17 protein-coding genes are annotated in these 16,700 nt (G+C 70.8%); 7 read left to right on the top strand and 10 right to left on the bottom strand.

What is annotated here, in order from left to right; all coding sequences use genetic code 11:
* Positions 1-11: 11 nt before the first annotated feature.
* The 3 genes from AB0M35_RS22795 to AB0M35_RS22785 all read right to left on the bottom strand — a co-directional run bounded on the left by AB0M35_RS22795 (position 12) and on the right by AB0M35_RS22785 (position 3,001).
* Positions 12-1,070 (bottom strand): PhoH family protein, encoded by a 1,059-nt coding sequence (locus AB0M35_RS22795; RefSeq protein ID WP_363747659.1) that lies wholly within the window; start codon positions 1,068-1,070, stop codon positions 12-14.
* 183 nt (positions 1,071-1,253) lie between these two features.
* Positions 1,254-2,594 carry a serine hydrolase domain-containing protein gene (locus tag AB0M35_RS22790; protein WP_363747799.1) on the bottom strand — a complete coding sequence of 447 codons (1,341 nt, stop codon included), beginning with the start codon at positions 2,592-2,594 and terminating at the stop codon, positions 1,254-1,256.
* A gap of 44 nt (positions 2,595-2,638) precedes the next feature.
* Positions 2,639-3,001: a histidine triad nucleotide-binding protein gene (locus tag AB0M35_RS22785; RefSeq protein WP_363747657.1), complete on the bottom strand. Its 363-nt coding sequence runs from the start codon at positions 2,999-3,001 to the stop codon at positions 2,639-2,641.
* Between the two features lie 93 nt (positions 3,002-3,094).
* On the opposite strand from AB0M35_RS22785, the gene AB0M35_RS22780 reads away from it, so the two are divergent.
* Positions 3,095-3,856, top strand: a complete 762-nt coding sequence (locus AB0M35_RS22780) for an SDR family oxidoreductase (protein ID WP_363747655.1) — start codon at positions 3,095-3,097, stop codon at positions 3,854-3,856.
* Between the two features lie 22 nt (positions 3,857-3,878).
* Here the strand turns inward: AB0M35_RS22780 and AB0M35_RS22775 are convergent, their stop codons facing one another.
* The 3 genes from AB0M35_RS22775 to hrcA form a co-directional block, all read right to left on the bottom strand.
* Positions 3,879-4,613 carry a 16S rRNA (uracil(1498)-N(3))-methyltransferase gene (locus AB0M35_RS22775; RefSeq protein WP_363747654.1) on the bottom strand — a complete coding sequence of 245 codons (735 nt, stop codon included), beginning with the start codon at positions 4,611-4,613 and terminating at the stop codon, positions 3,879-3,881.
* A gap of 26 nt (positions 4,614-4,639) precedes the next feature.
* Positions 4,640-5,785 carry a molecular chaperone DnaJ gene (gene dnaJ / locus AB0M35_RS22770; RefSeq protein WP_363747653.1) on the bottom strand — a complete coding sequence of 382 codons (1,146 nt, stop codon included), beginning with the start codon at positions 5,783-5,785 and terminating at the stop codon, positions 4,640-4,642.
* A 73-nt stretch (positions 5,786-5,858) separates the two neighbouring features.
* A complete protein-coding gene (gene hrcA / locus AB0M35_RS22765; protein ID WP_363747652.1) occupies positions 5,859-6,881 on the bottom strand; it encodes a heat-inducible transcriptional repressor HrcA in 1,023 nt (340 codons plus the stop codon).
* 208 nt (positions 6,882-7,089) lie between these two features.
* Between hrcA and AB0M35_RS22760 the strand changes: the two genes are divergently transcribed.
* Positions 7,090-7,692: a DUF4870 domain-containing protein gene (locus AB0M35_RS22760; RefSeq protein WP_363747651.1), complete on the top strand. Its 603-nt coding sequence runs from the start codon at positions 7,090-7,092 to the stop codon at positions 7,690-7,692.
* A 16-nt stretch (positions 7,693-7,708) separates the two neighbouring features.
* Here AB0M35_RS22760 and hemW read toward each other — a convergent pair whose 3' ends face one another.
* Entirely contained in the window at positions 7,709-8,932 is a 1,224-nt protein-coding gene (hemW, locus tag AB0M35_RS22755; protein WP_363747650.1) for a radical SAM family heme chaperone HemW, read from the bottom strand.
* A 20-nt stretch (positions 8,933-8,952) separates the two neighbouring features.
* On the opposite strand from hemW, the gene AB0M35_RS22750 reads away from it, so the two are divergent.
* From AB0M35_RS22750 to AB0M35_RS22740, 3 genes are all read left to right on the top strand, one after another.
* Positions 8,953-9,741 carry an enoyl-CoA hydratase-related protein gene (locus AB0M35_RS22750; RefSeq protein WP_363747649.1) on the top strand — a complete coding sequence of 263 codons (789 nt, stop codon included), beginning with the start codon at positions 8,953-8,955 and terminating at the stop codon, positions 9,739-9,741.
* Positions 9,742-9,862: 121 nt separating this feature from the next.
* The gene (locus AB0M35_RS22745; protein ID WP_363747648.1) at positions 9,863-10,726 is read left to right on the top strand and encodes a hypothetical protein; all 864 of its coding nucleotides are present in this window, start codon (positions 9,863-9,865) and stop codon (positions 10,724-10,726) included.
* Positions 10,727-10,945: 219 nt separating this feature from the next.
* Entirely contained in the window at positions 10,946-11,851 is a 906-nt protein-coding gene (locus AB0M35_RS22740) for a phytanoyl-CoA dioxygenase family protein (RefSeq protein ID WP_363747646.1), read from the top strand.
* 163 nt (positions 11,852-12,014) lie between these two features.
* Here the strand turns inward: AB0M35_RS22740 and AB0M35_RS22735 are convergent, their stop codons facing one another.
* The 3 genes from AB0M35_RS22735 to AB0M35_RS22725 all read right to left on the bottom strand — a co-directional run bounded on the left by AB0M35_RS22735 (position 12,015) and on the right by AB0M35_RS22725 (position 15,014).
* Complete coding sequence (locus AB0M35_RS22735; RefSeq protein WP_363747645.1) at positions 12,015-12,302, bottom strand: GlsB/YeaQ/YmgE family stress response membrane protein; 288 nt, start codon at positions 12,300-12,302, stop codon at positions 12,015-12,017.
* Between the two features lie 206 nt (positions 12,303-12,508).
* Positions 12,509-14,386, bottom strand: coding sequence for a translation elongation factor 4 (gene lepA, locus AB0M35_RS22730; RefSeq protein WP_363747798.1), 1,878 nt, complete (start codon positions 14,384-14,386; stop codon positions 12,509-12,511).
* Between the two features lie 94 nt (positions 14,387-14,480).
* Complete coding sequence (locus AB0M35_RS22725; RefSeq protein WP_363747644.1) at positions 14,481-15,014, bottom strand: DUF4240 domain-containing protein; 534 nt, start codon at positions 15,012-15,014, stop codon at positions 14,481-14,483.
* A gap of 169 nt (positions 15,015-15,183) precedes the next feature.
* On the opposite strand from AB0M35_RS22725, the gene AB0M35_RS22720 reads away from it, so the two are divergent.
* Positions 15,184-16,170 (top strand): aminoglycoside phosphotransferase family protein, encoded by a 987-nt coding sequence (locus AB0M35_RS22720; protein ID WP_363747642.1) that lies wholly within the window; start codon positions 15,184-15,186, stop codon positions 16,168-16,170.
* 179 nt (positions 16,171-16,349) lie between these two features.
* Positions 16,350-16,616 (top strand): 30S ribosomal protein S20, encoded by a 267-nt coding sequence (gene rpsT / locus AB0M35_RS22715; protein WP_102659200.1) that lies wholly within the window; start codon positions 16,350-16,352, stop codon positions 16,614-16,616.
* The last annotated feature ends 84 nt before the right edge of the window (positions 16,617-16,700 follow it).

Here is a 16,700-nt window from a genome sequence, read left to right as displayed (position 1 = left end):
CTTCCCTCGGTCTAGCGGCGCCGGCCGGCGCGGTTGCCCTGGGCGTTACGCCCGGGCACCGCGTGCACGCCCTGCGCCTGCTGATTCTCCCGCTCGGCGTCCCAGCGGGCGTACGCGTCGACGATCTCACCCACCAGCCGGTGGCGTACCACGTCGGCGCTGGACAGCTGCGCGAAGTGCACGTCATCGACGCCGGCCAGGATTTCCCGGACGACGCGCAGTCCGCTGGTCGTCCCACCGGGCAGGTCGACCTGGGTGACGTCACCGGTGACCACGATCTTGGAGCCGAAGCCGAGCCGGGTGAGGAACATCTTCATCTGCTCGGGCGTGGTGTTCTGCGCCTCGTCGAGAATGATGAACGCGTCATTGAGCGTCCTTCCGCGCATATACGCCAGCGGGGCGACCTCGATCGTGCCCGCCGCCATCAGCTTCGGGATCGTCTCCGGATCCAGCATGTCGTGCAGCGCGTCGTAGAGCGGGCGAAGGTACGGGTCGATCTTCTCGTTGAGCGTGCCGGGCAGGAAGCCCAACCGCTCCCCCGCCTCGACGGCCGGGCGGGTCAGGATGATCCGGTTGATCTGCTTGGCCTGCAACGCCTGGACCGCCTTGGCCATGGCCAGGTAGGTCTTGCCGGTACCGGCCGGACCGATGCCGAAGACGATGGTGTGCGCGTCGATGGCGTCGACGTAGCGCTTCTGCCCGAGCGTCTTGGGCCGGATGGTGCGCCCGCGTCGGGAGAGGATGTTGAGGGTGAGCACCTCGGCGGGCCGCTCCGTGCCACCCTGCTCGAGCATGCCGACGGTACGCCGGACGGCATCTGTGGTCAGGGTCTCGCCTTTCTCGATGAGTTCGAGCAGTTCGCTGAAGATCCGCTCGGCGAGGGCGTTGTCGGCGGGTGCGCCGGTGATGGTGATCTCGTTGCCCCGTACGTGCACGTCGCTGTTCACCGAGCGCTCGACCAGTCGCAGGATCTCGTCACCCGCGCCGAGCAGGTTCACCATGATCTTCGAGTCGGGGACGGTGATCCTGGTCTGCACCCGGGGTGGGCCGGGAGGTGGGGTGCCGGTCATAGGTCGGGCCGAGGGGCCCTGCGCCACCTGCTCTCGATCTCGGTGCCGGGCCTGGCGCCACGGCGTGCTGACGTTACCCCCATCGTATCGGGTCGCCGGCAGGGACACGCTGCCCAATTCCGCTGGCGCGACAGGCGCACACCAGCGGACGAACCGGACAAAAGCCTGAGCATCGGGTTCGGTTCAGGCACGGAAGTCGTAGCCGTCGAAGGCTTCCTGGTGCCGGGTGAACCGATAGGTCGCCCAGTGCATCCGGATCACCACGCCGTCGCCGTCGCGGGTCAGCCGGAGCAGTTCGCCGACCTCCCGCCCGGCGACCGTACGGAACACGTCCGGCCGGTCCGACAGTGGCGCGAAGACCGCCGACGGCTTGCCCGCCGGGTCGTCCGCGCCCCGGGCTTGCAGGGTCGCGTCCCGCCAACTGAACACGTACTCGAAGCCCTCGCCCCACCAGCGGCCGAGCAGCCCGCGCAGGTGGGCGGGCGCCGGGTCGCCGGGTCGCCACGGGGTGATCTCGGCCGGATCGTGCTCGACAGCCGCCGCGAGCAGCCGGTGCGGCAGTTCCAGCAGCTCCGCCGCAGTACCCGAGGAGCCCAGCACGGCGGTGCCGAACGCGGCCGGTGTGCCCTCGCCGCCGCGTCGGCCGTACGCCCCGGCGAGGAAGCCGGGCATGGCACCGTCGTGCCCGACATGCACCACCCGGTCGCCCTGCGGCACCAGGATCAGCCCGAGGCCGAAGCCGGCGTTCCACACGGCCTCGTCGGTGACCGTCACCGGCCAGCGCATCTCCTCGACGGTGGCCGGGGTCAGCACCCGCCCGGCCGCGTCCATCGCCGCCGGATCGGCCAGGAACGCCGCCCAGCGGGCCATGTCGGTGGCCGTGCTCCACAGTTGCGCGGCCGGACCGACGGCACCGAAGTCGGTCGGCGGCTCCGGATGCGCCTCGTCGGAGTAGGCGTCGACCAGATAGCCGGTGGCCGCCCGAGGGCCAGGTGTGACCGTGGTGCTGGTCAGTCCGAGCGGGGTCAGCACCCGCTCGGTCAACACCTCGGCCCAGGTACCGCCGCGCAACTGCCCGACCAACCGGCCGAGCAGTGCCACTCCCAGGTTGGAGTAGTGGAACCGGCGGCCGGGCGGCAACACCCGCTCGGCCCGGGCCAGCTCGGCGACCAGTCGGTCGGCGTCCGGCACCCGCAACGTGTCCCAGACGTCGCCGTACGGCTCGCGTTGCAGGCCGGCGGTGTGCGACAACAGCCGGCGTACGGTCAACTCGCCGTGTGCCGGCAGGTCGAGGTGCCGGTCCAACGGATCATCGAGGTCGAGCAGGCCCTCGTCGCGGCACTGCATGACCAGTACGGCGGTGAAGGTCTTCGTCACCGACCCGATCCGGAACCGGGTCTGCTCGTCCAGCGCGGTGTCGTTGCCGGTGCCGCCGACCGTGCACGTCCACACCGCCCGGTCGGCCCGGTACACGGCGGCCGAGACCGCCGGTACCCGGGCCTGCGCCTGGACCCGGCACACCATCCGTTCCAGGTGCGGGGCGGCGGCGGTACGGCCGGCGGCCGAACTCACGCCAAGCTCCGGGCCAGCATCGGGCCGAGCGGCGCCCCGCCCAGCAGGTGCGCGTGCGCGTGGAACACCTCCTGGCCGCCGTAGGTGCCGGTGTTGAACATCAGCCGGAACCCGTCGCCGAGCAGCCCCTCGTCCTCGGCCACGGCGGCGGCCGTGGCCAGCACCTCACCGGCCAGTACCGGGTCGCCCTGGCCGAGGGTGGCCACGTCGGCGTAGTGCTCCTTGGGGATGACCAGCACGTGCACCGGCGCCTTCGGATCGATGTCGCGGAAGGCAAGCGTGGTGGGGGTCTCGCGGACCACCGTGGCCGGGATCTCCCCGGCGACGATCCGACAGAACAGACAGTCAGCAGTACTCACCGGGGCAGTGTAAGGAAGGGCCCCCTCCTAACGTCTCAGGTATAGGAAGGGCCCCTTGTCAACACTGCCCAGCGGTACGGCAGGATGACCCGCATGGCGGGACGGGCGGTGCTGGTCACGGGCGGTTCACGTGGCATCGGGCGGGCGGTGGTTCAGGCCTTCGCCGCCTCCGGCGACCGGGTGGCGATCCACCACCGCGACTCGGCCCAACTGGCCGAGCAACTGCGGGCCGAGTTGCCGGGCACGGGCCACGTGGTGGTCCGTGCCGACCTCGCCGACCCCGACGCGGTACGGACGATGGTGGACGAGGCCGCCGACCGCCTCGGCGGGCTCGACGTGCTGGTCAACAACGCCGGCGTGTTCGGACCGGCCGATCCGCCGCATCCCGTCTTCGGCAGCAGCTATGAGCAGTGGCGGCAACGTTGGCGACAGGTGTGCGACACCAACCTGTTCGGGGCGGCCAACGCCGCCTGGTGCGCCGCCCAGCACATGCGCACGCGAGGTGGTCGCATCGTCAACGTCTCCTCGCGCGGCGCGTTCCGCGGCGAGCCGACCAATCCGGCGTACGGTGCCAGCAAGGCCGGTCTCAACGCGATGGCCCAGTCGCTGGCGGTGGCCCTGGCGCCGTACGGCATCGCGGTGGCCACGGTCGCGCCCGGGTTCGTCGAGACGGACATGACCAACGAGCACCTCAAGGCTCCGCGGGGTGCGGCGATCCGGGCCCAGAGCCCCTTCGACCGGGTGGCCCGTCCCGAGGAGATCGCTGCGGCCGTGCACTGGCTGGCCAGCCCCGAGGCGGAGTGGGCCTCCGGCACCATCATCGACCTCAACGGCGCCTCCTACCTGCGCACCTGACGCAGCAGGCCGAAACCGGGGTCTACCAGCGCAGGAGGCGGGTGGCGAGGACGGCCAGGGCGGCCACCCCGGCGGTGGAGGTACGCAGCACCGAGGGGCCTAGGCGGACCGGGTGCGCGCCGGCCTCCTGGAAGGCTGCCAACTCGGTCGGGGTGATGCCCCCCTCGGGGCCGACCACCAGCACGATCTCACCCCGGTCGGGCAGCTCGACGGTGGTCAGCCGGTCGGTCGCCTCCTCGTGCAGGACGAATCCGGCGGCGGCACCGGCGATCCGCCGGGCAACCGACCCGGTGGGCTCGTCCGGCGCGCCCGCCACCACCGGCAGCCACGCCCGGCGGGCCTGCTTGGCCGCCTCCCGAGCCGTGGCCACCCACTTGCCCCGGGCCCGTACGCCCCGGTCACCGCGCCACTGCACCACCGACCGGCCGGCCGCCCAGGGGACGATCTCGTCCACTCCCGCCTCGGTCATCGCCTGTACGGCCAGTTCACCCCGGTCGCCCTTGGCGATGCCCTGCACCACCACCAGTCGGGGGTTCGCCGCGTCGACGTACCCCCGCCGGGTGATCTCGATGTCGAGGGTGCCGCGGCCGACGGCGGTGACCACGGCGGCGGCCGTGCCGCCCCGGCCGTCGCCGAGCAGCAGTTCCTCGCCGACCCGTAGCCGTTGCACGGTGGCGGCGTGGTGCCCCTCGGGGCCGTCGAGCACCATCGAGTCGGCGGTGGGCAGCGACTCGACCAGGAACAGCGGAGCGGACATGTCCGGCAGCCTCGACCAGGACCGACTCAGGCGTGGCCGTTGAAGGCGTCACGCATCCGGGAGAAGAAGCCGCCCTGCTTGGTGAGTTCGGCGACCTCCTCGCCGCGGGTCTTGGCGAAGTCGCGCAGCATCCGCTCCTGGTCGGCGTCGAGCTTCGTCGGGGTACGCACGTCTAGGTGGACGTAGAGGTCACCACGACCGGTGCCACGCAGGTGGGGTACGCCCCGGGCGCGCAGCCGCAACGTGCTGCCCGGCTGGGTGCCCGGCTTGACGTCGACCGGCTCCTCACTGTCGAGCGTCTTGATGGTCAGCCGGGTGCCGAGTGCCGCGGCGGTCATCGGCACGGTGACCCGACAGTGCAGGTCGTCGCCCTTGCGGGAGAAGACGTCGTGCGGCCGCTCGTGGATCTCGACGTAGAGGTCACCGGCGGTGCCACCACCCGGGCCCACCTCGCCCTGCTGGGCGAGCCGGATCCGCATGCCGTCCTCCACCCCGGCCGGGATCTTGACGGTCAGCGACCGGCGGGTCCGGACCCGCCCGTCACCGGCGCAGGTCGGGCAGGGGTGCGGGATGGTGGTGCCGTAGCCCTGGCAGACCGTGCACGGCCGGGCGGAGACCACCTGGCCGAGGAAGGTGCGCTGCACCGACTGCACCTCGCCCCGGCCACCGCACGCCTCGCAGGTGGCCAGGTGGGTGCCGGCGGCGGTGCCCGCACCGGAGCAGGTGGTGCAGAGCACGGCGGTGTCCACCGTGATCGGCGCCTCCACCCCGAAGGCGGTCTCCTGAAGGTCCAGTTCCAGCCGCAGGATCGCGTCGGCACCGGGTCGGGTACGCGGTCGCGGTCCCCGGCCGGCGCCGGTGGCCCCGCCGAAGAACGCGTCCATGATGTCCTGGAAGCCGACGAACGGACCGGCACCGCCGGGCCCACCCGGGCCGCCGGCACCGCCGCCGCCCGGGGCCAACGGGTCGCCACCGAGGTCGACGATCTGCCGCTTCCGATCGTCCGAGAGGACCTCGTACGCGGCGTTGATGTCCTTGAACTTCTCCTGTGCCTCCGGGTCCGGATTGACATCCGGGTGGAACTGTCGCGCCAGCTTGCGGTACGCGCGCTTGATCTCGTCGTCGGAGGCGCCTCGGCTGACGCCGAGAATGCCGTAGTAGTCCCTGGCCACTGCGTTCCGTGTCCTCGTGTTCGTCTCGCGTTACGCCGGTCGGCGGCGGCAGCCCACCGTCGGCCCTGACTGATCAGTTCTGGGCCAGCAGCTCGCCCACGTAGCGTGCCACGGCCCTCACCGTGGCGATGGTCCCGGGGTAGTCCATCCGGGTCGGCCCCAGCACGCCCATCCCCCCGACGATGGTCGCGCCCGGGCCGTAGCCGGTGCTGACCACGGATGCCGCCCGCAGGTTGTCGATCTCGTTCTCGTCGCCGATGCGCACCCGCAGCGTGCTCGGCTCAACCTCGCCGATGAGTTTGAGCAGGACGACCTCCTCCTCGAGCGCCTCGAGGACCGGTCGCAGGGATCCCTGGAAGTCCAGCAGCCCGCCGCGGGCGAGGTTGGCGGTGCCGGCCAGCGCGATCCGTTCCTCGTGCCGCTCGACCAGCGTCTCCAGCAGCACGGTCGACAGGGTGGTCATGGCCGGACGCAGGTGCGGCACGGACTCCTCGATGAGGGCCTGCACCAGCGGCGGGGTTTCCGACAGCTGGATGCCGACCAGCTTCTCGTTGATCGTCCGACGCAGGTCTATGACGTCGTCGGCGAGGATCGGGGCCGGCAACTCGACCAGTCGCTGCTCGACCCGCCCAGTGTCGGCGATCACGACCAGCATCAGCCGGGTGGTCGAGATCGGCACCAGTTCCAGGTGCCGGACACGAGACCGGGCCAGGCTCGGGTACTGCACCACGGCGACCTGTCGGGTCAGCTGCGCCAGCAGCCGGACCGTGCGGTGCACCACGTCGTCGAGGTCGACCGCCCCGGCCAGGAACCGCTCGATGGCTCGGCGTTCAGCTGGGCTGAGCGGCTTGACCCGGCTCAACCGGTCGACGAAGAGCCGGTAGCCACGGTCGGTGGGCACCCGGCCGGCGCTGGTGTGCGGCTGGCGGATGTAGCCCTCCTCCTCCAGCACGGCCATGTCGTTGCGGACGGTGGCCGGCGACACGCCGAGCTGGTGCCGCTCGACCAGCGCCTTGCTGCCGACCGGCTCCTGGGTGGCGACGTAGTCCTCGACAATCGCCCGCAGCACGGCGAGCTTGCGGTCGTCGAGACCCATCTCCCACCTCCTGTCGCAGGCCAGTGTCAAGCGTCCACCGCCGCCAGCGGGCGCCCTGGCACTCGACTGTAGCGAGTGCCAGTCTACGTCGAGGCCCCCGGCAGCGCGATGATCAAGAAAACAGACGTGTCCGAGGGCCGATCGTAGGGTTGACACTCGCCGGTGTCGCTATGGTGCGCCATTGCCGCTGGCACCTACCGTGAGCCCCATGACTGAACCACCTCGTCCCCCGAATTTCGGCGACGATCCCACGGCTCCGATGTCCGGATCGTCTGGCCAGGGCGGCTATCCCCCGCCCACCGGCGACCAGCCCCCGTCGGCCGGCTACCCGCCACCCGGTGGCTATCCGCCGCCTGGCGGCTACCCGCCACCCGGTGGCTATCCGCCGCCCGGCGGTTACCCTTCGCCCGGTGTCGGTTACCCGACCGGGGGCTACGGCGCGCCCGGCGGCGGCTACGGCAGCAGCGAGGACAAGACCTGGGCCCTCATCGCCCACTTCGGCGGCCCGCTCGGCGTGATCGTCGGTGGTGGCCTGCTCGGCTGGGTCGCGCCGCTGATCGCGATGATGAGCCGCGGGCAGCAGTCCCCCGCCGTCCGGGCACACGCGGTCGCCGCCCTCAACTTCCAGATCACCTGGGCGGTCGCGGGCGTGCTGGCCTGGGTGCTCGCCACGATCACCTGCTTCGTGCTGTTCTTCGTCCCGATGATCGTCTGGATCATTCCGGTGATCTTCGGCATCATCGGCGGGGTCAAGGCCAACGAGGGCACGCTCTACCGCTACCCGATGACCTACACCTTCGTGAAGCGCTGACGCCCGGTCACCGCGCTCAGGGCAGCAGGTCACGCACCACAGCGTCGGCGAGCAGCCGGCCGCGCAGGGTCAACACCCCGCGGCCGGCCGCGTGGGCGGGCGCGGCCAGCAGACCGTCGGCCACCGCCCGCGCCGCAGCCGTGCGCCCGGCGTCGTCGAGGACGTCCAGCGGCAGGCCGCCGGCCAGCCGCAGCCGCAGCATGACCTCCTCCATCCGGGCCTCGTCGGCGGTCAGCACCTCCCGCGCCAGGCCGGGTGACCGGCCGGCGGCCAGGCGTTGGGCGTACGCCGTGGGGTGTTTGACGTTCCACCAGCGCACCCCACCGACGTGGCTGTGCGCCCCCGGACCGAGGCCCCACCAGTCACCGCCGGTCCAGTAGAGCAGGTTGTGCCGGCAGCGGGCGGACGGCGTACGGGCCCAGTTGGACACCTCGTACCAGGAGAAACCGGCCGCGTCGAGGGCGGACTCGGCGGCCAGGTATCGGTCCGCGGCGACGTCGTCGTCCGGGTACGGCAGCTCACCACGACGCATCCGCGCGGCCAGCCGGGTGCCGTCCTCGACGATCAGGGCGTACGCGCTGACGTGGTCGACGCCCGCCGCCACGACCTGCTCCAGCGAGGCGGCGAAGTCCTCCGGCCGCTCCCCCGGCGTCCCGTAGATCAGATCCAGGTTGACGTGGTCGAAACCGGCGTCGCGGGCCTCGATCGCGGCGGCCGTGGCCCGGCCGGCGCTGTGCCGGCGGTCGAGCACGGCGAGCACCCCAGGGGCGACCGACTGCATGCCCAGCGAGATCCGGGTATAGCCGGCGGCCCGCAGTTCCTTGAGGGAGGCAGGGGTGACCGATTCCGGGTTGGCCTCGGTGGTCACCTCGGCGTCTTCCGCCAGCCCCCAGGTGCGGTCGATCGCGTCGAGGATGCGGGCCAGGTCGTCGGCGGGCAGCAGGGTGGGCGTACCACCGCCGACGAAGACGGTCTCCACCCGGCGGGGCGGGCGGTCACCCAGCACCCGTGCGGCGAGCGCCAACTCGGCCAGCACGGTGTCGGCATAGCTCTCCCGGCTCGCGCCGCCGCCCAACTCCTCGGCGGTGTAGGTGTTGAAGTCGCAGTAGCCGCAGCGGCTGGCGCAGAAGGGGACGTGCACGTACACCCCGAAGCCACGGTCGCCGACGGACGCGCGGGCGGAAGCGGGCAGCGCCCCGTCGGTCGGAACGGGTTCGCCTGCTGGAAGGACGCCGGGCATGGCCACTAGTGTGCCCTCACATGACCTCTCCCGACGCGCTGGTACGGGTCACCACGGCCCGCGGGGTGACGACCCTCACCCTGGACAGCCCATCCAACCGCAACGCGCTCTCCACCCCGTTGATGACCGAACTGCTGGCCGGGCTGGACGCCGCGGTCGCCGACGACACGGTCCGGGTGATCGTGCTGGACCACACCGGCCCGGTCTTCTGTTCCGGGGCGGATCTGAAGGAGACGGCGGCGGCGTACGCCAGCGGGACGGTGCCCGCCGGGATGCTGGGTGACGTTCTCGCGGCGGTCCGGCAGTGCTCGAAGCCGGTGCTGGCCAGGGTCGCCGGCCCGGCCCGGGCCGGCGGGCTCGGTCTGATCGCGGCGGCCGACCTGGCGATCTGCGCGGCCGAGGCCACGTTCGCCTTCACCGAGGTACGCATCGGGGTGATCCCGGCGGTGATCTCGGCGACCGTGCTGCCTCGGCTGCACCCCCGCGCGGCGGCCGAGCTGTACCTGACCGGCGACACCTTCGACGGTCGACGGGCGGCCGAGATCGGCCTGGTCACCGCTGCGGTACCGGCCGACGACCTGGACGCCACGGTGCGGCGGTACCTCGACTCGCTGGTGCGTGGCGCCCCCACGGCGCTGGCCGGCGCGAAGGAACTGCTGCGCCGGCCGCCCGCCGCCGACCTGCGCGACGAACTGGCGGAGCTGAGCACGCTCTCCACCCGGTACTTCCTGTCCGCCGACGGCGTCGAAGGGGTCACCGCGTTCCGCGAGAAGCGTCCGCCGCGCTGGGTCGCCGAACTCGACAGGTGAGGATCGGCCGGTACCGGGGAACTTCCGTCCCGGCGCGGATCACGCGCTTGCGGTGGAACTGGTCGGACGACCCAGGTCGGACGATGAGGGACGTACGCTTTCGGCGGACGTCGTACGGGAGGTGTGGGTGCGGACTCGGGTGGTCGTGGCGTGTTTCCTGGTCCTCGTGCTGGTCGCGCTGATCGGCATCGTGCTCGGCATGCGGCAGGTGGGAGAGCGACTGCGGCTGCCACTGGCCAGCCGGGCCTGCACAGTGCAGGCCGACGGGAAGGTGACCCTGGACGCGCACCAGATGGCCAACGCCGCGACCATCGCGGCCATCGGCATCCAGCACAAGCTTCCGGACCGGGCCGTGGTGGTGGCGCTGGCCACCGCCTACCAGGAATCCGGGCTGCGCAACCTGACCGGTGGCGACCGCGACTCGGTCGGCCTGTTCCAGCAGCGACCGAGCCAGGGCTGGGGCACCCCGAAGGAAATTCGTGACCCCCGGTACGCGGCCGACAGGTTCTACGCCGCGTTGAAGAAGGTGCGCGGCTGGGAGGACATGCGGGTCACCGACGCGGCGCAGAAGGTGCAGCGGTCGGCTTTCCCGGAGGCGTACGAGAAGTGGGCCGACGAGTCGGAGGTGCTCGCCCGCGCGCTGCTCGGCCATGCCACCGGTGCGGTGGTCTGCACTTTCGGCGGGGATCCGGCGATGCGCGGCGAGGCCGCCGCCGCCGCGTTGACCGAGGGCCTCAACCTCGACTGGGGGCTGACCGCCGCGGCGACCACGGCACACCTGACCGGGCTCACGGTCACCGCGGCCAACCAGCTCGAAGGCTGGCGGTACGCGCACTGGCTGGTCGCCCACGCCAACGATCACGGGGTCAAGCGGGTGCGCTTCGGCGACCTGGAGTGGACCAACCGGGGCGGCTCGTGGAGCCGGGTCGGTGACGGTTCGCGGCAGCCCGCCGAGGTCGTCGCCGAGGTCTTCGCGGACGCATGAGAGACCCCGATCTCCTTACCCGCAGTGACCGCAAAAACCGGCAATTCGCCATCAACAACCCGGGGTTGCCACGCTGAGTAACTAGCGGTAGTCGCGTGGATGCGGTGTGTCGCCATCTCCGCCGGGATCGATGCGGGTGGTCCCGCAGTCGGTGCGATCGCGCGTTACGATCGGCCACCTGTGCCAGAAATGGTTTCACCTCTTGGGGAGGGGTACGACGTGGCTTTCGACTACGGCGACCGCACCGGCTATGAACCGATCAGTGACGTCGACCGCAAGGAGTTCCACGAGCAGGGCTTTCTCCTGCTGCGCAACGTCCTGACCGAGGACCACCGGGCCGCCCTCGAAGCCGCGGTCGACCGGGTGTACGCCGAGGAGAAGGCCAAGGGCAACACCACCAAGGACGGCACCCTGCACCTGCTGGGCTTCCTTGAGCGCGACGAACTCTTCGGCGACCTGCTCACCCACCCGATCGCCTTCCCCTACATGTGGGGCCTGGCCGGGTGGAACATCTACTCGCACCACAACCACCTCGACGTCACCCCTCCGGCGCTGGAGCCGGAGAAGCCGTACTGGGGGTGGCACCAGGACGGGTACCGGCAGAACTCCGACCCGGAGACGATGGACCCGAACCTGCCCCGGCCGATGTTCTCGCTGAAGGTCGCCTACGTGCTCTCCGACCTGTCGGAGACCGGTCGCGGCGCGACCAAGGTCATCCCGGGCAGCCACCTGTGGAACTCGCTGCCCCGCCCGGCGGACACCACGGTGCACAACCCGGACCCGGAAGGCACCGTCGAGATCACCGCCAAGCCGGGTGACGCCTTCATCTTCGACCGCCGCCAGTGGCACTCCCGGTCGACGAACCTGTCGACCATCACCCGCAAGATGCTCTTCGTCGGCTACACCTACCGGTGGATCCGTCCCCTGGACGAGCTGCACATCGACTCCGACGGCGAGTGGTGGGCCAACCGCACGCCGGTGCAGCGCCAGCTCTGCGGTGAGGGCACCCACACCGCGAACTACTGGGGCATCAACTGGGACGGCTACATCGACGACGAGATCCCGCTGCGCAAGGAACTCAAGCAGCGCGGCCTGCTCAACCGCAACATCCCCTGGCTCCGCTGAGCTGTAAGGAAGGGCCCCTTATTAACGCCTCACGTATTAAAAGGGCCCCTTCTTAACACCCGTACCGACACCTGCTGCACCGCGGTGGTCGCGGGTGGCTGGGCGTACGGCAAACGAAAAGGCACCCGACCTGAACGGTCGGGTGCCTTTTCGTGATCAGCTGTTACCGATGGGTGACCCCACGACGGCTGCGGCCGACACCGGCGACCAGCGCGACCGCGACGGCGGCCAGCAGGACCTGGAGCATCAGCTCCCGCCAGTCGATACCGGCGGTCTCGGCGAAGCCGGAGGCGCGGGCGATCACGGTGCCGAGCAGCGCGGCCCCGACACCGATGAGCATGTGCAGCCAGATCGGCATGGGCTGACGGCCCGGCACCACCAGGCGGCCCAGTGCGCCGACGATCAGACCGACGATCAGCGCGGTGATGATGCCCCAGACGGTGAGCTCCATGGTCGCTCTCCTTCACAAAAGTCGATCCACGTTCGTGGTTTTCCTGTCGTGTCCGCCTAATGCCCGACCCGCGAAGTTCTCAAACCGCTAGCTTTCTCCGTCACTCCGATAGGCACGACGAAGGCGCCGCCGGTCAGGTCGACTGGCGGCGCCTCGTCGGTTCGCCTTTTCTCCACCGCGTACGCCGACCCGAACGGGCCGCACGGTTACTTCTTGCCGGTGGGTTTACCGTCCCCGGAATCAGAGGACAGCGCGGCGATGAAGGCCTCCTGCGGGACCTCCACCCGGCCCACCATCTTCATCCGCTTCTTGCCTTCCTTCTGCTTCTCCAGCAGCTTGCGCTTACGGCTGATGTCACCGCCGTAGCACTTGGCGAGCACGTCCTTGCGGATCGCCCGGATGGTCTCCCGGGCGATGACCCGGCTGCCGATGGCGGCCTGGATCGGCACCTCGAACTGCTGGCGCGGGATCAGGTTGCGCAGCTTGGCGGCGATCGTGGTGCCGTAGGCGTACGCCTTGTCCTTGTGCACGATGGCACTGAAGGCGTCCACCGGCTCGCCGTGCAGCAGGATGTCGACCTTCACCAGGTCGGACGCCTGCTCGTCGGTCGGCTCGTAGTCCAGCGAGGCGTAGCCCTTGGTGCGGCTCTTGAGCTGGTCGAAGAAGTCGAAGATGATCTCGGCCAGCGGCAGGGTGTAACGCAGTTCCACCCGGTCGGCGGAGAGGTACTCCATGCCGAGCAGGCTGCCTCGACGGCTCTGGCACAGTTCCATCACCGCGCCGACGTAGTCGTTCGGGGTCAGCACGCTGGCCCGCACCGTCGGCTCGTACACCTCGGCGATCTTGCCGGTGGGGTACTCGCTCGGGTTGGTGACGATGATCTCCGCGCCGTCCTCCTGGATGGCCCGGTAGACCACGTTGGGGGCGGTGGAGATCAGATCCAGGTTGAACTCCCGCTCCAGCCGCTCCCCGATGATCTCCAGGTGCAGCAGGCCGAGGAAGCCGCAGCGGAACCCGAAGCCCAGCGCACCGGAGGTCTCCGGCTCGTAGGTCAGTGCGGCGTCGTTGAGCTTGAGCTTGTCCAGGGCGTCCCGCAGGGCCGGGTAGTCCGACCCGTCGATCGGGTACAGACCCGAGTAGACCATCGGCTTGGGGTCCTTGTAGCCGCCGAGCGGCTCGGCCGCCGGGCGCCCGTTGATGGTGACCGTGTCACCGACCCGGGACTGGCGGACGTCCTTCACGCCGGTGATCAGGTAGCCGACCTCGCCGACGCCGAGCGCGTCGGATTTGACCATCTCGGGCGAGATGACGCCGATCTCCAGCAGCTCGTGAACCGCGCCGGTGGACATCATCTTGATCCGGTCCCGGGCGCTGATCCGCCCGTCGATCACCCGGACGTAGGTGACCACGCCGCGGTAGACGTCGTAGACCGAGTCGAAGATCATCGCGCGGGCCGGGGCCTCGGCGTCACCGACCGGCGGGACGAACTGCCGGACGATCTCGTCGAGCAGGTACGGCACACCCTCACCGGTCTTGCCGGAGACCTTGATGCAGTCCGCCGGGTCACCGCCGATCAGGTGAGCGAGCTCCTCGGCGTACTTCTCGGGCTGGGCGGCCGGCAGGTCGATCTTGTTGAGCACCGGGATGATGCGCAGGTCGTTCTCAAGGGCGAGATACAGGTTGGCCAGCGTCTGCGCCTCGATGCCCTGAGCGGCGTCGACCAGCAGGATCGCGCCCTCACAGGCGGCCAGGGAGCGGGACACCTCGTAGGTGAAGTCGACGTGCCCCGGCGTGTCGATCATGTTGAGTACGGCCTGCTCGCCGGCCCGCTCGCCATCGCGGATGGTCCACGGCATCCGTACGGCCTGGCTCTTGATGGTGATGCCGCGCTCGCGCTCGATGTCCATCCGGTCGAGGTACTGCGCACGCATCTGCCGTGGATCGACCACACCGGTGAGCTGCAACATCCGGTCGGCCAGGGTCGACTTCCCATGGTCGATGTGGGCGATGATGCAGAAGTTCCTGATCCGCCCCGGGTCGGTGGCACCAGGAGCGTTCGCGCCGGTATCGAGCGTCGGTGGCACAGCGGTCCGTTCTGGTCGGCTGACGTGAGCAGGCCGGCTCATGCCGGCCCCCTCTATGCTCCCACGTCCGCGCTGAGCGTCGGCCGGGCGTCCGTCACTCCTGTGGCGGCTCGACGAAGAGGGCCGCGAGCTTGGGCAACCGGCGCCGGGCCTCGTCGGCGTCGTCGAAGTCCCAGAAGTCGTTCAGGTCCGGCACCGGCGGCGGCTCCCGGTCCGTCGGGAGGTCGGTCGCGGTCGCCTTACGGTACGCGTCCCACGGCACGGCCAGCATGTCCGCGCACTCGAACTCCTCACCGCTGAGCGAGGCGGACCGGACGCGGGGCAGTTCGGCCAACGAGTCCGGATCGGCCACCGCACGGGCGAAGACCTCCCGCCCCTGGGTCATCAGCCAGCCCCGGAAGTACTCGAAGCCGTCGTCGGAGGCACCCCCGTTGATCAGGTACGCGGCACCCCACAGGTCGACCCGGTAGGAGGCGCTGAGGACACGCCGCTGGTGGCGGGCGTACCCGACGATCTCCTCGGGGTCGCGGGCGGCGAGCAGCGCGACGGCCCGGGCGGCGATGGCGTCGGGCTCTCCCCCACCGGACCGGGCGCTGTCGATCAACTGCCAGAAGTCGTCGGTCCTCATGGCCTGGCAGTCTGGCAGACATCACGGCGACCACCGCACGGCGCGCGGATGCCATCGGGAGGCCGGGCCGGGGCGCCGGGGTAGTTCGAGCTGCCACCGGCGATCGACAGCAGTTACCGGGTAGCGACAGCGGACACGCGGTGTCGCGGTTACCGGGCAGCATGGTCGGGTGAGCAACCCGATTCCGCCGGCCGTGTCGTACCACGCCACCGCCCAGCGACCCGACTGGGCGGCCCTGCCGGTAGCGGTCCGGACGGCGTTGTCGGCCCGCCTGGGCGCCCCGGTGGTCGGGGCCCGCGTCGCCACCGCCGGCTTCACCCGTGGCTTCGCCGCGGTGCTGCGCACCAGCGACGGCGGCAGCGCGTTCGTCAAGGCCGCCGCCCGGGCGTACCAGCCGCACCTGGTCGACTGGTACGCCCGGGAGGCCGCGATCCTCGCCCGGCTGCCCGCCGGGCTGCCCGTGCCGAGACTGCGCTGGACGCTGTGGGAGGCGGGCTGGTACGCGCTCTGCCTCGATCCGGTCGACGGGCACACGCCCCGGCTGCCGTGGGACCCGACAGAACTGGACGCCACCCTCGCCGGTTACGTCGACATCGCTGCCGCGCTCACCGAACCGCCGGCCGAACTCGTCGGTCTCGGGCTGCCCCGTCTCGACGACCTGGCGCGCGAGGACATCCTCTGGTGGGGCGAGGTGGCGGCTGGTCGGGAACCGGCACCGCCGCTACCCGCACCGGTGGCCGGCCGGCTGGCCGAATTGGTCGCGTTGGAGTCGAAACTGCCCGGGTACGTCGCCAGCGCCACCGGCCTGACCCACGGTGACCTGCGGGTGGACAACGTACTGATCGACACCGACGGTACGGCCTGGTTCTGCGACTGGACCTGGTCGTGTCACGGGCCGGCCTGGTTCGACCTCGTCGGTCTGCTGATCACCGGGTACGCCAGCGGGCTGGACGTCGACACCCGGTTCGCCGCCCACCCCGCCGCCGCCGACGCCCCTGCCGACGCGCTGGACGTGACGCTGGCCGCCCTGGCCGGCTACCACCTGACCGCCGCCGCCTCGCCACCACCGACCGCGTCGGCCCAACTACCCGCGCACCAGCGGTGGACCGGTGAACAGGCCCTGGCCTGGCTGGCCCACCGCCAGGCGTGGAACTGACTTCTCGCGGTGACCGGTGTGGCCCTCGACGTTGCGACGAGCCGGTGGATCCGCCAGCGGCCGGGTGCCGTTTTGGCCTGTCCGAGCCGACCTGGTAACCTGGCTCTTCGCGCAGCGATGACGCATGCTCGTCGCGCGCACAAGCTGACCAACCCGAGCTATCAAGACGAGGCTGTCGCGTGGCGAACATCAAGTCCCAGATCAAGCGCAACCGGCAGAACGAGAAGCGCCGGCTGCGTAACAAGTCGGTCAAGTCGTCGCTGAAGACCGCCATCCGCAAGTTCCACGAGGCCGCGGAGGCCGGTGACGCCGAGAAGGCCACCGCGCTCATGCAGGACGCCTCCCGCAAGCTGGACAAGGCGGCCAGCAAGGGCGTCATCCACGCCAACCAGGCGGCGAACCGCAAGTCGGCGATCGCCAAGCGCGTCGCGTCGCTCGCCTCCTGAGCCGGCGACCGTAGACCTGACGTAAGCCCCGGGCAACACCCGGGGCTTACGTGCGTCCACCGGGCCGACCGCTCCGTCGACCGA

It is taken from the genome of Micromonospora sp. NPDC051196 (genome assembly GCF_040682415.1).
Taxonomy (GTDB): Bacteria; Actinomycetota; Actinomycetes; order Mycobacteriales; family Micromonosporaceae; genus Micromonospora.
This window is presented reverse-complemented; position numbering and strand designations above follow the sequence as displayed.

What these genes read in the sequence shown, in the direction of transcription:
- AB0M35_RS22750 (WP_363747649.1), top strand. Translation starts at nt 8,953, where the DNA reads ATGACCTCTCCCGACGCGCTGGTACGGGTCACCACGGCCCGCGGGGTG.
- AB0M35_RS22760 (WP_363747651.1), top strand. Translation starts at nt 7,090, where the DNA reads ATGACTGAACCACCTCGTCCCCCGAATTTCGGCGACGATCCCACGGCT.
- AB0M35_RS22795 (WP_363747659.1), bottom strand. Translation starts at nt 1,070, where the DNA reads ATGACCGGCACCCCACCTCCCGGCCCACCCCGGGTGCAGACCAGGATC.
- AB0M35_RS22775 (WP_363747654.1), bottom strand. Translation starts at nt 4,613, where the DNA reads ATGTCCGCTCCGCTGTTCCTGGTCGAGTCGCTGCCCACCGCCGACTCG.
- AB0M35_RS22725 (WP_363747644.1), bottom strand. Translation starts at nt 15,014, where the DNA reads ATGAGGACCGACGACTTCTGGCAGTTGATCGACAGCGCCCGGTCCGGT.
- hrcA (WP_363747652.1), bottom strand. Translation starts at nt 6,881, where the DNA reads ATGGGTCTCGACGACCGCAAGCTCGCCGTGCTGCGGGCGATTGTCGAG.
- AB0M35_RS22780 (WP_363747655.1), top strand. Translation starts at nt 3,095, where the DNA reads ATGGCGGGACGGGCGGTGCTGGTCACGGGCGGTTCACGTGGCATCGGG.
- AB0M35_RS22735 (WP_363747645.1), bottom strand. Translation starts at nt 12,302, where the DNA reads ATGGAGCTCACCGTCTGGGGCATCATCACCGCGCTGATCGTCGGTCTG.
- AB0M35_RS22790 (WP_363747799.1), bottom strand. Translation starts at nt 2,594, where the DNA reads ATGGTGTGCCGGGTCCAGGCGCAGGCCCGGGTACCGGCGGTCTCGGCC.
- hemW (WP_363747650.1), bottom strand. Translation starts at nt 8,932, where the DNA reads ATGCCCGGCGTCCTTCCAGCAGGCGAACCCGTTCCGACCGACGGGGCG.